The sequence below is a fragment of the Candidatus Margulisiibacteriota bacterium genome, from assembly GCA_028715625.1.
Classification (GTDB): domain Bacteria; phylum Margulisbacteria; class Riflemargulisbacteria; order GWF2-35-9; family GWF2-35-9; genus JAQURL01.
Map to the genome: position 1 here is coordinate 1 of JAQURL010000063.1, position 15,041 is coordinate 15,041.

14 protein-coding genes and 7 tRNA genes are annotated in these 15,041 nt (G+C 39.5%); 6 read left to right on the plus strand and 15 right to left on the minus strand.

Annotated elements, in window-relative coordinates:
* Nucleotides 1-229, minus strand: a 229-nt coding sequence (locus tag PHV30_09500; protein MDD5457256.1) for a hypothetical protein, incomplete at its 3' end; no start/stop codon positions are given.
* A 310-nt stretch (nt 230-539) separates the two neighbouring features.
* On the opposite strand from PHV30_09500, the gene PHV30_09505 reads away from it, so the two are divergent.
* Complete coding sequence (locus PHV30_09505) at nt 540-824, plus strand: hypothetical protein (GenBank protein ID MDD5457257.1); 285 nt, start codon at nt 540-542, stop codon at nt 822-824.
* 6 nt (nt 825-830) lie between these two features.
* Here the strand turns inward: PHV30_09505 and PHV30_09510 are convergent, their stop codons facing one another.
* On the minus strand, nt 831-1,832 hold the full coding sequence (locus PHV30_09510; GenBank protein ID MDD5457258.1) for an FAD:protein FMN transferase: 1,002 nt from the start codon (nt 1,830-1,832) through the stop codon (nt 831-833).
* A gap of 106 nt (nt 1,833-1,938) precedes the next feature.
* Here PHV30_09510 and PHV30_09515 point away from each other — a divergent pair, with 106 nt between their 5' ends.
* The 4 genes from PHV30_09515 (at nt 1,939) to PHV30_09530 (ending at nt 4,504) form a co-directional block, all read left to right on the plus strand.
* Complete coding sequence (locus tag PHV30_09515; GenBank protein ID MDD5457259.1) at nt 1,939-2,328, plus strand: NusG domain II-containing protein; 390 nt, start codon at nt 1,939-1,941, stop codon at nt 2,326-2,328.
* Between the two features lies 1 nt (nt 2,329).
* Nucleotides 2,330-3,583, plus strand: a complete 1,254-nt coding sequence (locus tag PHV30_09520) for a Gx transporter family protein (GenBank protein MDD5457260.1) — start codon at nt 2,330-2,332, stop codon at nt 3,581-3,583.
* A gap of 53 nt (nt 3,584-3,636) precedes the next feature.
* Entirely contained in the window at nt 3,637-4,074 is a 438-nt protein-coding gene (locus PHV30_09525) for an organic hydroperoxide resistance protein (GenBank protein ID MDD5457261.1), read from the plus strand.
* A 160-nt stretch (nt 4,075-4,234) separates the two neighbouring features.
* Entirely contained in the window at nt 4,235-4,504 is a 270-nt protein-coding gene (locus PHV30_09530; GenBank protein MDD5457262.1) for a hypothetical protein, read from the plus strand.
* An 8-nt stretch (nt 4,505-4,512) separates the two neighbouring features.
* On the opposite strand, the gene PHV30_09535 is transcribed toward PHV30_09530, so the two are convergent.
* The 7 genes from PHV30_09535 to PHV30_09565 form a co-directional block, all read right to left on the minus strand.
* Nucleotides 4,513-6,219: a diphosphate--fructose-6-phosphate 1-phosphotransferase gene (locus PHV30_09535; GenBank protein ID MDD5457263.1), complete on the minus strand. Its 1,707-nt coding sequence runs from the start codon at nt 6,217-6,219 to the stop codon at nt 4,513-4,515.
* 15 nt (nt 6,220-6,234) lie between these two features.
* The gene (locus PHV30_09540) at nt 6,235-7,224 is read right to left on the minus strand and encodes a class II fructose-1,6-bisphosphate aldolase (GenBank protein ID MDD5457264.1); all 990 of its coding nucleotides are present in this window, start codon (nt 7,222-7,224) and stop codon (nt 6,235-6,237) included.
* A gap of 59 nt (nt 7,225-7,283) precedes the next feature.
* Entirely contained in the window at nt 7,284-8,033 is a 750-nt protein-coding gene (gene tpiA, locus PHV30_09545; GenBank protein ID MDD5457265.1) for a triose-phosphate isomerase, read from the minus strand.
* 9 nt (nt 8,034-8,042) lie between these two features.
* Complete coding sequence (locus tag PHV30_09550; GenBank protein ID MDD5457266.1) at nt 8,043-10,016, minus strand: sodium/proton-translocating pyrophosphatase; 1,974 nt, start codon at nt 10,014-10,016, stop codon at nt 8,043-8,045.
* A gap of 46 nt (nt 10,017-10,062) precedes the next feature.
* Nucleotides 10,063-10,138 (minus strand) — tRNA-Lys (locus PHV30_09555).
* A gap of 736 nt (nt 10,139-10,874) precedes the next feature.
* A tRNA-Arg gene (locus PHV30_09560) sits at nt 10,875-10,950 on the minus strand.
* A 318-nt stretch (nt 10,951-11,268) separates the two neighbouring features.
* Nucleotides 11,269-11,345 (minus strand) — tRNA-Arg (locus tag PHV30_09565).
* Nucleotides 11,346-11,531: 186 nt separating this feature from the next.
* Here PHV30_09565 and PHV30_09570 point away from each other — a divergent pair.
* Nucleotides 11,532-12,368, plus strand: a complete 837-nt coding sequence (locus tag PHV30_09570) for a response regulator (GenBank protein ID MDD5457267.1) — start codon at nt 11,532-11,534, stop codon at nt 12,366-12,368.
* A 3-nt stretch (nt 12,369-12,371) separates the two neighbouring features.
* Here the strand turns inward: PHV30_09570 and PHV30_09575 are convergent, their stop codons facing one another.
* The 6 genes from PHV30_09575 to PHV30_09600 form a co-directional block, all read right to left on the minus strand.
* A complete protein-coding gene (locus PHV30_09575) occupies nt 12,372-13,289 on the minus strand; it encodes a PfkB family carbohydrate kinase (protein ID MDD5457268.1) in 918 nt (305 codons plus the stop codon).
* Between the two features lie 469 nt (nt 13,290-13,758).
* A tRNA-His gene (locus PHV30_09580) sits at nt 13,759-13,835 on the minus strand.
* 204 nt (nt 13,836-14,039) lie between these two features.
* Nucleotides 14,040-14,116 (minus strand) — tRNA-Arg (locus PHV30_09585).
* 181 nt (nt 14,117-14,297) lie between these two features.
* Nucleotides 14,298-14,537 (minus strand): GIY-YIG nuclease family protein, encoded by a 240-nt coding sequence (locus tag PHV30_09590; GenBank protein ID MDD5457269.1) that lies wholly within the window; start codon nt 14,535-14,537, stop codon nt 14,298-14,300.
* A gap of 124 nt (nt 14,538-14,661) precedes the next feature.
* Nucleotides 14,662-14,737, minus strand: a tRNA-Gly gene (locus tag PHV30_09595).
* Between the two features lie 177 nt (nt 14,738-14,914).
* Nucleotides 14,915-14,992: transfer RNA gene (locus PHV30_09600), tRNA-Pro, on the minus strand.
* Nucleotides 14,993-15,041 lie beyond the last annotated feature (49 nt).

The window sequence follows — 15,041 nt, forward strand, 5'->3', positions numbered from 1 at the left end:
CTACATTACTCAGGAACCACTTCCCTCCTATAAATGCTACAACAGGTGTATTCGAAGTATTCGCTTCAAAGCCGAACCTTAGCGGTTCATAATTGGGAGCATTGTTTTCCATAACTATACCCAGCGCTACCCCATTTCTGGCTCCACCTAATACCGCCGGACTGAAGGCCATACTTGCTGACCCTACCATTATAACTAATATAGTGAACATTAATATTCTTCTTTTCATTAATTTCTCCTTCTTCAAACCTTGCAGATTTAAGAAATAAATTTTACATCCTAAAAATTATTGATACTACCCGTTAAAGTAACCTTTTTAAGACCTTTTTCCCCCACTGAATAATTCTAAAAAGCCTTTTCATAGGCCTTTTAATATGCGCAAATAAGTCAGCAAATTAACACTTGTACACCTTCTTTTGTTTTTAAAATGTTCTTATACTGAAGCTAAACTGAAATTTAATATAGTTTCAAAGGATGATGAACGACATTGAACAAAACATCTAAAAAATGACTATTTACCTGTTATCAAGGATGATCACATGGTGGTACGTCGTATTTTTAATTATATAGAAAATTACCTGTGTAAACATGATGAGGAAGATATTCTGGATATAGACTTTATAACAAATATAGCTATTTTTCTGGACACTTCTCTGGTCCCGATACATTTCAGAAGGGAGGAGAAAGTTTTGTTTAAAGAAGTGAACCGATTATCAATAACTTCTTCCATGAAATCTCAAATCAAAAATATTATTAAAGAATTGATCCATCATTCGATTATTGAAAAATATCGTAAATATGATACTGTTGCAGGAAAACGTTGATTGTTTTTAGTGGGTAATTGTATTTAATTTTAAAAGTCTTTTTTTAATTTTGTCTGAATAATATATTTCATTGGTATTCGTCATTAAAATACAATCTGCCTCCGGGATTGAATTTATTAGCTTTAAAGCTTTGTCTTTGCCTAAAATAAAAGATTTTGATAACACATCCGCGATCATAGGGTCCGGATGAATTACGGTAATACCGATAATATCGCTTCCGGGGAATCCTGTCCGTGGATTGATCAGGTGACAGTACCTGACGCCTTTTTCAATAAAAAACCGTTGATAATCCCCTGAAGTAGCCGCGGACATATCGGATATTTTCAGTCCGCTCATTACGCCTTCGTTTCTGGGATGTTTTACGCCTATTTTCCATTCTTTGCCTTGATAAAGGCCCAGAGTATATATCTGCCCACCCGCATCGATTAAAGCGGACTTTATGCCTTGTTCACGTAAAACCTTTACTGCCTGTTGTACGGCATAACCCTTGGCAATACCACCGAAATCCACACCTACGCCCGGAATTGTCTTGATAACAATATTACCGCCGACTTTCAAAAAATGATAATTAACCAGCGGTAATCTTTTTTGTATTTCTCTTATATCCGGGACATGTTGAGCCTCTTCACCGTAAAATCCCCAAAGCCTGACCAGCGGCTCAATTGTTATGTCAAAAGCACCATCCATGATTTCGGAGTACTTTATTGCAACCCTTACAACATTCGCTATCTCCGCATCGTCAATGGGTATATTCCTTTCGTTAAACGCGGATATAGCATTCAAACTGTTCCCTATACTGAATTTTTGGTCTACCTCTCGCATCCTGGCAAATGCTTTATCAATAGCCGCAATGCTTTCCGGGCCACCGGGTACTGTTATCGTACAGTATGTGTCCATAAGTATTTGGGTTTTTTTCTGTAATTCAGGGTTTGTTATCGTTCTAAGATACAGAGCAAGCAAAAATAATAAAATTAGAGTTAAGCATATTATAACAATATTTTTTTTCATAAATAATCTGTATCAGATTAAAAGTAAACATAGTAAAAGTCAATGCCCACTAACTGCAAAACAAGGATGATTCTGTTAAAGTTTTGGTCCTTATGGTTAAATATCTATGATGCAAAACAACAAAAACTTTTTTTATAATATATCCTTTAGCGATCTGGTTCTCGCAGCGCTGATCGTTTTCATAGCGCTTTATCTTCTGACCGGGCAGATAACATTATTTGGTACACATCATAAAACTGTACGTATTTATGAACAAGGGAAATTAATAAAGGAAACCGATCTGGAGCATCCCGGTTTAATCCGTTTGGATAAAATGCAACTCATAATAAGTAAAGGTAAAATCCGCGTATTTGAAGTAAATTGCCCATTACAAATATGCAAAAATACCGGCTGGATTTCCGAACCAAACCAGATTATTGTCTGTGTCCCGAACAAAATTCTCGTTGAAATTACAGGTCAGGCGGCTGACTCCGCTTATCATGGAATAACAAAATAAAATGACTGACATAACCCATCCGCGAATCTCGATAAAATCCAACTATCTTATAGCTTTTTTTATCGCCTGGGCCAGCGTATTGCAAATGCTTGAGTATCTTTTTCCCAATCCTTTTCCGGGCGTCAGGCTTGGCCTGGCTAATATGGTAACACTTGTAGTGCTTGTGCAGCTGGGGTTTAGCACAGCCCTGGAGGTTGCAGTCCTGCGGGTACTCATCAGCTCCTTGCTTCTGGGGTCTTTTCTCGCGCCGGGATTCATGTTAAGCCTCTGCGCGGCAATCGGCAGTACTTTGATAATGGGTATTGTCTATCAGAGCCTGATCAGATATAACCCTTTAAAAATGAGCCTCATGACTATCAGCCAATTTGGAGCTTTATCTCATAACCTTATCCAGCTATCTCTGGTTTACCTGCTGCTTATACATCATCCGGGAATATTTTTACTAACACCGTGGTTAATGCTCAGCGGAGTTATTATGGGCATATTAACCGGAATAATCGCGATTAATTTGAATAAACGTTTCGATTCGGAAGAAAACCTTTCGTTTTCAGACATAGAATACAATCTGGATATACTCAGGCAGGCCCAGCCATCTGATAAACAAAAAAAAGATTACAAAATTTGGGGACTAAACATAAATCCCGGGATAAAGTTTCTGCTTACTCTGGCTTTTTCTTTTATTATAATTTATTTCCCCAGTATAAAATTTTATTCTGTAGCCTTGGCCTTCTGTCTGGTACTGACCTTAGGTTATCGTTTGTCTGTTAAAAAAATCAGCGCCGATGTCAGGAAAATGTTGGTATTTATAGTGTTAGCTTTTCTTGTCCCGACGCTTTTTACCGGACAGGGTAATACCATCTTAAACCTCTATTTTTTGAAATTGACATCCACTGGAGTTCGCGCCGGTGTTATATTTGCCGGTCGGATAATCTTGCTGCTGATAATATCTTCAATATTCATGCGCACATCCAACATTCGGAATTTTGGCAAGATTATAAAACGTGCACTATCTCCTCTGGAATGTTTAGGTATCTCAATAAATCGTTGGGCAGAACTTATTTCTCTTTCCTGGCTATTGATACCTGATTATATGAATATCACCTTTAGTTATTTTAAAAAAAATATAGTGCGAGATAAAAATTTCACAAATTTAATTAATGTTTTGACCTGCCTAATTTTTAGTACTCTAAATAAAAAAAACTCCACAATTCTTCCGGATGAAATAAAGGAACCCGGTCAGGAAAAAGGGACATAACAAAGATGATTTTAAGCTTTAATCATGTTAAATATACTTGATAGGACTAAGATATGAAAATTAAATATGAAGCAATAGTTACAAACAAAGGCGGCCGCAACGGGCATATTACTTCTTGCGACGGAGTACTTGATATGGACGTAGCCTTGCCCAAAGAAATGAATGGCCCTGGCGTGAAACTGACAAATCCGGAGCAATTATTCGCTGCCGGATATTCTACCTGTTTCGGAAGTGCCATGCAAAGCGCAGCGCGTAAAAAAAATATTTCCTTGCAGGATTTTTCTGTTACTGCGCACGTCGGTTTGTTTAAAAATGAAAAAGATATTTATAACCTTCAAGTAAAGCTTGTTGTGAAACTTCCCGGACTGGATACAACTACAGCCAGGTCCATAATGGAAGCTGCGCATCACCTTTGTCCTTATTCTCTGGCTGTTAAAAATAATGTGGAAGTTACTCTGGAGCTAGAAGAAGAACCGTTGTTAATAAAATAATTTAGACGTAATATTAAAAAAAATCTATACAAATTTCTCTGCAAATATTGCGATATAATATATGTATAACAATTGATGTCATCCCTAGCTTGGGGCTCCAATATTCAACGAAACTCCGGATTCCCGTTTCCACGGGAATGACAGTTGAGCATAGACATATATGAAGGGAGGAATTATGGCCGGTATTAACGAAATTCAATCTCTGGAAAGTAAAATTGTAAAAGATAATGTGGAAAGCGATACCTTTGCTGAAATGCTGGGACTAAATAAAAATCCCTATGTGGAAACAAAAGAAGAAAAAGAAGCCGCCAAACTTGATGAAGAATCACAAAAAGCAGCTCTGGAAACCGCGAGAGAAATAGAAGTCTATAATCAAAAACTATTTAATGAACACGAACTACAACAAAAAGTTGATCATCATATTGATTAAAAAAAAGTTTAAAAATTAAAACCTAATGACGCATACCCTCTGTTTAAAGCCACAGAAATAGGTATTTGTTTCGCGGCTGGTCCCCATAATTGTCTGGGACCTGGTGAGCAGAAACAATCAGCCTCTGACCATCTTTCGCGTCTGGCTTCAAAATATTGAAAGGCAGGCGAATCGGTTTTCACAAGTGCTTTCTCGATAACCATTTCATCATGGCCCTGACGCCGTTCTATATTCAGAAGTCCGGTTAGAGGCAAAGCTACCGGTCTCCCGCCCTCTTCCAAGGCAGTAACACTGGCTATATAACCGGTTTTCCCTGCAAGTATTAATGAGCCGGCAGTTAATCCCAGATTATAAGTATAAGCGGCATCAAACAATGTTGGCGCACCGCAACGTCCTTCATAACCAAAGAAATGATTCTGGGTGTTAAACTTAACCTCCGGATCTATTTCTCTCACTCTTCTGGCAGTCATATCTATGAGCAGCTTGTCTGTAGGAATTAAAGAAACCTGCAAGTTACCGTGGGAGTCTCTTTCGGCTAACAGCATTTCCTCGATATAGTCAGGCAATGACGCCATCAACTGAGCATGAATGGGGGTTAGTTTCGTATAAATGAAATCCCTTTTTTCTTCCATATTCTTTTCATCCAGTAACGCCTTGTAACGCGCTACCTGATCATTCAACTCGGCAATAAGCGCGTTGATTTCCGGAATAAATTCGATCAAACCTTCGGGAATAATAACCGCTCCGTAATTTATTCCGTTTTTAGCTCTGTTGATAACAATGTTAGCCACATAATCAACTATTTCGCTCAAAGACATTTTCTTTTCCGCAACTTCCTCGGAGATCAATGTAATTGCCGGTTTCGTCTGTAAAGCAACTTCCAGGGCCACATGTGAAGCAGCCCGACCCATGAGTTTTATAAAATGCCAGTATTTTCTAGATGATGGTGTGTCCTGCAGTATGTTGCCTACCATTTCCGAATAAATTTTTGTAGCTGTGTCAAACCCGAAAGATATGGGCAGCAGATCCCCTATCTGCAAATCACCGTCTATTGTTTTAGGAACACCGATAACCTGAACACCGCTGCCATCTTTTTTTATACCCTCATACAATATCTCGGCCAATACTGCCGCGTTTGTATTTGAGTCATCTCCACCGATAACAACTATCGCGTCCAGATTAAAATCAACACAAGTCTTTTTTACTTTTTCGAATTGTTCAGCTGTTTTTATTTTTGTTCTGTCACTACCCAGAAAATCAAAGCCTCCGGTATTTACAATACGATCAATGTCCGCGTCTTTGATCTCGAATAGTTTACCTTCCAGCAGCCCCTTGGGCCCTGCTTTTACACCCAACAAGGTATTCTCTCTGCCTAAAATTCTTTTCAGACCCACAATCACATTATGTCCCCCAGATGCGGGACCTCCGGAAAACAAAACCGCAACCCGTTTATTTTTTTCCGGAGAGGTATTAATACCAGACGCCTCCAAAGGCTTATTCAGAGATACCGCCTGAGTTTTCGGAAAAGATTCATTCACCCGGGTAGTATCCTTCGTAGAAAGTACAGCGCCTTTTATTTCCAGAAAAGCAATCGGACTAATGTCTCCACTGCTTAGAAATACCCTGCATGTTGGAATATCCATTTCACGAATTGCTTTTTCAAATAACGAATTACATTTTTCTGACTCGGTTAGGGTTGCTTTGATATTAGACATTATTATTATTACCTCTTAAGCCTGATTGGCACTGCCAAGAACATTAATATTCTTGTGTTTAATTAATTCCACAAGTTCATCACGTGCCGGCCCCAGATATTTTCGGGGATCAAATTCAGCCGGTTTTTCCACGAAAACTTTGCGGATTGCCGCGGTCATGGCCAGACGACCGTCACTATCTATATTTATTTTGCATACTGCGCTTTTTGCGGCTCTTCTTAGCTGCTCTTCAGGAATACCGACAGCGGCTTCCAGTTTGCCTCCAAATTTATTGATCATATCTACATACCTGGGCACAACTGAGGAAGCGCCATGTAAAACAATGGGGAAACCGGGCAGACGTTTTTCAACTTCTTCCAGAATATCAAATCTCAAAGGCGGAGGGACCAGGACACCATTAACCAGCTTGCAGTCTTTGGGTTTAAATTTATAGGCACCATGACTGGTCCCGATAGATATGGCCAGGCTGTCTACTCCGGTTTTCTTTACAAAATCTTCTACCTCATCAGGATTTGTATAATTGGAATGTTCCGCGGAAACTTCGTCTTCTATTCCGGCAAGTACACCCAGTTCGGCTTCCACCGTTACATCATGGGCATGCGCGTATTCCACAACCTGTTTGGAAACTTTTACATTTTCTTCATAAGGAAAATGTGAAGCGTCAATCATTACAGATGAAAAACCGGTGTCTATGCAAGACTTGGCCAGTTCAAAAGTATCACCGTGATCCAGATGCAAACAAATGGGAATACTAACACCCATGGATTTGACCATTTCTACAGCTCCCTGTGCCATATAGCGCAGCATTGTCTGATTTGCATACTTTCTGGCACCGGAAGATACCTGAATAATTACAGGTGATTTTGTTTCCGCGCAACCTATCATAATTGCCTGCAGTTGTTCCATATTGTTAAAATTATAAGCAGGAATAGCATAACCACCCTTAACTGCTTTTTTAAACATCTCCCGTGTATTTACCAAACCTAATTCTTTATAACTAACCATTTTATTTCTCCTTCCTGCTTTTTTCTTTTTAATTAATAAAACCTGCCTCAGAGGTCAGGCTAAAAATTGATAATGCTCAAAAAACTGTCGGCCTTTAAACTTGCGCCACCAACCAGAGCTCCATCAATATTCGGTTGTTTCATAAGTTCTGTAACATTATCGGGTTTCACGCTGCCTCCGTATTGTATAGTAATTGCCTGCGCGGTTCCTTTATCCGATAAAACAGACAACTGATCACGGATAAAAGCATGTACTTCTTCGGCCTGAGCCGGTGATGCTGTTTTGCCCGTACCGATGGCCCATACAGGCTCATAAGCAATAACTATTTTCTTTAATTCATCAGCAGCAAAACCCTCTAAACCTTCCTTGAGCTGAGTTTCTAAAACCTTGAAGGTTTTGTTGGCTTCTCTTTCTTCCAGCTTCTCACCTACACAATAGATAGGAGTTAAACCAAAGTTCAAAGCACATTTTATTTTTTTATTTAGGAAATCGTTACTTTCTTTAAAATATTCTCTTCTTTCAGAGTGCCCTATAATCACATAGCTACAGCCTGCGCTTTTTATCATGAGCGGAGAAATCTCGCCGGTATACGCGCCTTTCTCTTCGGGATACATGTTCTGCGCCCCCAATTTGATTGAGCTGTCTTTTGTTACTTTTTTTACCTCAAAAAGATTGGTGAACGGAGGACAGATTACAACCTCCACATTATTTTTATTATTGAATCCATTAACCAGCTCATCAGCCAGTTTACAGGCTTCATTTATATCCGTATACATTTTCCAGTTCCCGGCTATGATAACTTTTCCCATTTTCTCCTCCTATATTATTATTGGTATGATGATTATCGAAATAATAATGACAACTTTGATAAAATTATTAAGCGACGGTCCAATCAGGTCCTTTAAGGCATCCCCAAACAAATCTCCTGATATTGCATTGGAATATGTAGGCGTACCCGTGCCACCGAAATAACCTTTTTCTATCATTTTTTTACTATTATCCAGCACTGCACCGGTATTGGCATAACTGATAGATAAAAAAATTCCGCTGAGCATGATTCCGATAAATACTGCTGACAAGATTTCAATTCCAAAAAATTTGCCGATTATCACCGGCAGCAAGAAGACTAGAACAGATGGGGCAATAAGGTCTTTAATTATTTTAATACCACTTGTTTTAATAAAACGACGAACATCCGGAAAAGCTTGCTTTTCTTTGAGATAAGGGATGCTGTTCAGCTGTAATTTTGATTCCTCAAACATCTGAATAGTAGAAAACGATAATGCGCGTATTAACGTAGATGACAAAATAAAAGGCAGTAATCCCCCTATAAATAAGGCTGCCAGAATTACCGGATGAAATATAGGTATGGCCTGATATTTAAGCCCGGAAAGTTTTACAAAAGAAATGAACAGCGAAAATACCACAATCAGCACCGCATTGGCCGCGAAATTCTTGGCCAGGGCCGAAAGCGTATTGCCAATAGAATTAAATTGTTCAAAAACCGCATTCTGCGCATATGTGTCACCTGTTTCCATCTTAATTATACCGTTCACATTATCCGCAAATGGCGCGTAGATGGATGACGCGATGATTATCGGAGCCATAGATAAAAGTCCTGTTGCCAGAAGTATAATTCCGTAATACCCGGATAATTTATAGCTGACAAGTATGAACAGGGCTTCAAGAATTATCGGTATATACAGGCTCTTCATACCAACAGCCAAACCGTTAAGCTCGTTGGTAACATGGCTGTATTCAGAAAACTTTACTATCTCTTTAACAGGTTTGTGAGCGTCCGATGTGTAGTAATCGGTAGCAAGTCCAATTACAACAGCCAGAGCAAGTCCCATAAAAATACAAATAAAAGGGCTGTAATTTGGGCTGGTTCCCAGAAAAGATATGAATTGAAAAAACAATACCTGATGATAATTCGAAAAAATAAAAGAGAATATTGTTATTAAAACCAGAGATAAATAAATGCCATGTAGGGGTTTTAGAGTGCTGCCCAGAACTGTTTTTCTTTTCAGGAACAGGAGCACAAATCCTGCTATAAAGCTCAAAAGAATACTGGCTACAATTATTATCAGGGGGTAAGAAACAATATTTACAAATGTTGTAAAAGTAATACTTTTATCCAGGACATAGAGATTCACATAAAAAATTACAGCTACAATTATTCCGACAAATGATTCCACCAGGTCCATGTTTAAAGCCAGTCCATTATTTAAGAAATCACCTATTTTATCGGCAATTGAAGAGACATTCCTGTAATCGTTACAATTAATCTTTTCCTTGCTTTCATTAACCATAAAATTAGAAGAAATATCCGCCGCTTTGGCAAAAATTCCTCCACCGATGCGAATAAAGAAAGAAACTATACTAAGCCCCAACAGATAATAGATGACAGAATTTATTCCTAATATATATAAAGAAACAAAAAGTCCGAGTAAAGGAATTATTATCATCAACAATGCAGTAAACAAACCTGTCCCGAAATATAAATCAAACAGTTTATCGGGTTTTTCTATGGACCTGACTTCTCTTTTTTTTAGGAACATAAAACCGAATGGCAGGCTGAAATTTAAACTGAGAAGCGCAACAAGGCTTCCGAAAAGAAAACTTATGATCCACTCTACTTTAAAAAAAGAACCGTTAAAATAAAAAATAATAAAAATAATAAAAGTAAAAATAAGCAACAAGAAAAGAACTGCCAGAGAGGTTTTTTTCAGCAGATAAACCAGGTTTTCCCTGATCAGATTAATAATATTTTGTAGTCGTTCCAGATTCATAAATAAATTTTACTCCTCATCGCTTCGCTCTTCGCAAAGCGAAGGCTGGTGCACCGTGCAGGAGTCGAACCTGCGGCCCATTGATTAAGAGTCAATTGCTCTACCAGCTGAGCTAACGGTGCCTATTTACATGCCTCATATTTTCTCACAATTTGCTCTACCAGTCCCGAAATGCTCGAAATCTTTGATTTCGTCCGCATTTCGAGGACCCTCGTATAACCACGAAATCATAGATTTCTGGTTCTACGGGGCTGAGCTAACGGTGCCTATTTACAAATACCACTGTCGCGACACAATTTAGTTCTCACCAACTGGCTTTTGAACTCCGCATGACAACGTCCGACAGTCAAGCAAATAATCCGGGGTTATTATATCAGGAAGAATATAGCTGAACAATCTATTAATATTTAAAACAAATCCCTAATTCTATTGTGAAATTTATCAGCGCTACTCGACTTTCGATTCCTTCTGCAAAAAGAGAAGTGGCCTGCCTAGCCGTAGCAAGATTCTTGTCCGCCTTCGATAAATCTATGGCGCGACTAGCCTCGCTTTTTTAATCAAGTCATCTTTGCAAAATGTTCAACTCTCAATAATGATAGTCAACTTAAGGGGGTCGAGTACTTTTAGCTAAAGTTTATTAAGACTTTAGACTAGGAGTACCAAGACCAATTAGAAGTTCAGGTACATCAAATAAAAAAAAACACAATTGATAATAAATCGTTATTCATTAAGGGATTCCAAAGGGAAGAAAACCCTTTGGTTCTGAGCGTCAGCGAAGGGGGTTCAGCGAGCGAATAAAGAGCGAGCGCCGAAGGGGGCGGAGCCCCATTGGACAAAAGTTGATTGTGGCGTAAATCATGGCGCGCCTGAAGGGAATCGAACCCCCGACACCCGGCTCCGGAGGCCGGTGCTCTATCCACTGAGCTACAGGCGCTTAAAACTTATTAAATCCGATACCTATTATACCAAATGCCAACTGAGTCCCGAAATGCCCGAAATCTATGATTTCGTATGCATTTCGAGCTCCGAGATTGTTAAAGTTTTAACTTTCGAACAATCTCTAGAGTCCTCGTCAGACTAATTTCAAAGTCTGACGGGAGATCCTAGAGAAATCAAGGCCTGCGAAGCATGGCCTGATTTCTCGGGACTACAAGCGCTTAATGAACGTATGGTGTGCCGAACAAACTGCATAGTCAATAAAATGTAGTGACTAACGCCTTGTCCCACGTAGCTCAAAGAGCGAAGCGAAGACTGGCGCGCCTGAGAGGATTCGAACCTCCGACACACGGATTCGAAGTCCGTTACTCTATCCAACTGAGCTACAGGCGCAGCGTTGTACATTATGACTTGATATGAACAGAAATACAATACGGTCGGGCGAAGAGCGTTTCGTTATAGTTAATGAATATAATAATATATTCATAATAGGTAACAAAAAAATATATTCAAAAAATAGAATACAAGATTTCTTGAGGAATAAGCGATCTTAATATCAGGGGAAATTGGGGGTATATCATGGAGACATATCAGTTAGGTCTGAGAAGTGATGGAAAAAAGTTTAATTTCTTCATTATCGATGATTGTTCCTATATTACCTATACCTTGTCAAATTTGTTTGAATGTTTCGGCGGCAAAATTTCCGGCACAGCTACTGATGCCCTGGAAGCCATATCAAAGCTGAAGGAATGTTATCAGTCAGTTGATATTATTACTCTGGATATCAGATTAAACAAAGTAGACGGCCGTTCGGTCCTGAAGGAAATAAAAAACATCTGCCCGAAAGTCAAAGTCATTATGATCAGCGCCAATGCTACCCAGAGTGTAATTCAGAATTGCATACTACTGGGTGCCAATCATTTTCTGGCAAAACCCCTCCAAAAAGATGAAATATTCAAAACTGTAAAAAAAATCTGCGATGAGATAAACAAAACCGATAAAACTGAAGTTCGATTATTCAAACAGTTAAATTTATTAATTATTGATCAAACTGCAGAATTATTGAATTTCATAAAAAATAATCATGAAACATTCCGCTGCAAAGTTTTAGAAAAAATGAAAGATTTAAAAGCAACAATAAACAAAATTAACAATCACCCTGTGGTTGATTTGATTATGATCAACTTACCTGAACTGGGAAACGAAGATTTGGATAAAATAAACCAGATACACAAAATTAAACCGTTTGCCAAAATTATACTGATCACCGATAGCAAAAATCCGATCCTTGCAATGAAGGCATTAACTCAGGGTGTTTACGGGTATATAGACAAACAGCTGTCTGATAAACTATTTTATGAAGAACTGATCAATCATTTTTTTAAAATTTATCAGGAAGCCAGAATTTCAGTCTAGTTATTACTTTTTGGTAAAACTGTATTTTTCATAAAATGCTGATTCCCGGGCAATAGCTCCTTTTATTCCACAGATAGCTCCGGCAAATTGCGTAGAAAGCTTTAGTATTTTTTCATTGCCCCACCCTGCCAGAATTCCTTTAATCATCATAGCCGAAAAAGCATCGCCTGCGCCAACCGTATCCACTATATCAACAGCAGAGACCGGACAGGTTACTAATCCTTCACTAGTCCAAAGAATACTTTCTTTATCACCCTGCGTCAGCACAATCATTTTTAAGGGAAAAATTTGCGCCAACTGCCGAACACGCCGAATAATATCTCCCTGCAATTTGAAAATATCACTGAGACTGACAAGCTCATCCTTATTCAACTTAAGATAACTGGTACTGGCCAGCAGATCGTCAAGCACAACATTCTTAAGGTAATCTTTCCGAAAATTGAGGTCCCAAAAAAGCGGAACATTCTTAAACTGCTCCAGCGCATGCAGCACTGTTTTACGACTTTCTTCTTTACGAAGCAACTTTGTCCCAAATGTCAGCAAATGATAATTTTGATCAGACAGCTGCTTTAAATCGGAAATTGTCAGATGGTCTGCTGCAACTTCTTCAGTTATTTGATATGCTGGAATTCCTTCCGAATTTAAGTGCACATTGACGATAGATGTAGAATAAAGATCGTCTTGATAAATTGAGCTAACAGGGAACCCTGCTTTTTTTAGTTCCTGCAATATCCAATTGCCGGGCTCATCCCGACCGATTCGGGATAAAAAATCGACCTTAACATCCTTAAGATGGTGCAAGTTCCAGGCCAGATTGAAAGACGATCCGCCCAGATATCTCGTACCCAAATCAGGATATGCGTCAACCCCTACATTACCGATAACAAGAACGGATGGAACTGAAATAATTTTTTGCTTCATACTAATCTATTATCGTCGCAGATGAATGATTGTTTCAAGTATTCTTATGGGGCTTGCCCCGCGAAGCTCAATCAAAAATTAAGCGAAGTGGGGTGAGCGATGGGGATCGCCTACTTTCACTGACATCCTGTCAGTTCTCTTCGGCCCGGGTAGCGACGCTGACGCCAGCTTCCTGCTGGCTTTTCCTCGCCTGCTCGGCGCGTCTTACCTTTCGATCCCCGATCGCTTTTGTTTAAATTTTGTATAAATACTACTTCAACTACTAATCTAATTATTGGAAATAAAGATAGAGCTACAACTGATTATGTAAGCGTAATCTTCTTATCAGTCCTATAGTTTTTTAAGGGTTTCCAAAGGGAAAGAAACCCTTTGGTGCCGCTGAAAGCGGCAGGGGGTTCAGTGAGGAACAAAGTGACGAACGCCGAAGGGGGCAAAGCCCCATTGGAAAATATTGTTATAAGTATTGGAATGGGGTGAGCGATGGGGATCGAACCCACGACAACCGGTTCCACAGACCGGAGCTCTAACCAACTGAGCTACGCTCACCATAGTTTTATAAGTGGCGCGCCTGACACGAATCGGTCACTGCTTCGCTCGTCTATCCTGACTCGCTTGCTATGACCAAGTTCTCGTCGCTGACGCTCACATCACGTTCGCTTTTCGTCCACCGGACGCGCTCCTCGACTTTCGATTCGTAGAAGCTTCAAACAAATTTTCTAATAGCTAGTTGCAGACAACTAAAAGCTAAAGTGGCGCGCCTGACACGAATCGAACGTGCGACCTACGGCTTAGAAGGCCGTTGCTCTATCCAACTGAGCTACAGGCGCAGCGCAAGTCAATATTTTCCTGTTTATCACGCTTTTTGTCAAATTGAAATCAAGGGAAGTGGTCATATGGGATTTGTTTAAACTAATTGGCTGTGCCAGCAGTAGCTAAACGACAACTGATTCATACTTTGTCTGGTTTCGTCTACGACTACACCGTGACAGGCTTCAGGAATTTATTGTTCTATAAACGTTTAGTTGCAAAAGCCCTTCCAGACTTTGTTTTTAAGTATTGTTCAAATCGTAATGCTTGCTCTCTACTAGTAAAAGCAATAAAAGTTTTAATTTTCCATGGAAGAAATTTAGCTGTGTAACTAACTTCGCCAGAGTTATGAGCTATTAGTCTTTGTTCTAGATTTTCAGTAAATCCAGTATAGAATCTATTTGAAAAGGGAATAGAATTCAGAATATAAACATAATACATAATATAATCTGGCCTGCCGAGTCGAAGTTCGAAGCAACAGAACTGTATCTATAATAAGCCCGGCTTCGTCTAGCGACTTCACCGCGGCTAGTCTTCGTAATCTCGCTTCGCTTCGAACGAAGACTGGAGCGGGAGACGGGTCTCGAACCCGCGACCTCAAGCTTGGAAGGCTGGTGCTCTACCAACTGAGCTACTCCCGCTTATGAAACGTGGTTATTATAACAAGGATAACTATAAACAACAACTACGGAATAAATTCATATTAGTCGGCGTTCATCTGGCTTCGAATCATAGTAATTCAACATTTTTTTAATCTAAAATATATGGAAATTTTTTTTATTTATTAAGTCGTACCGACCATTTTTGCTTCGCAAAAATGGTCGGGGCAGCAGGATTCGAACCTGCGACTCCTAGTTCCCAAAACTAGTGCGCTAACCGGACTGCGCTATGCCCCGCCTACGCCAAGGCTTCGGCGGGCAAGCCCGCTGCCTTAGCAACAAATAA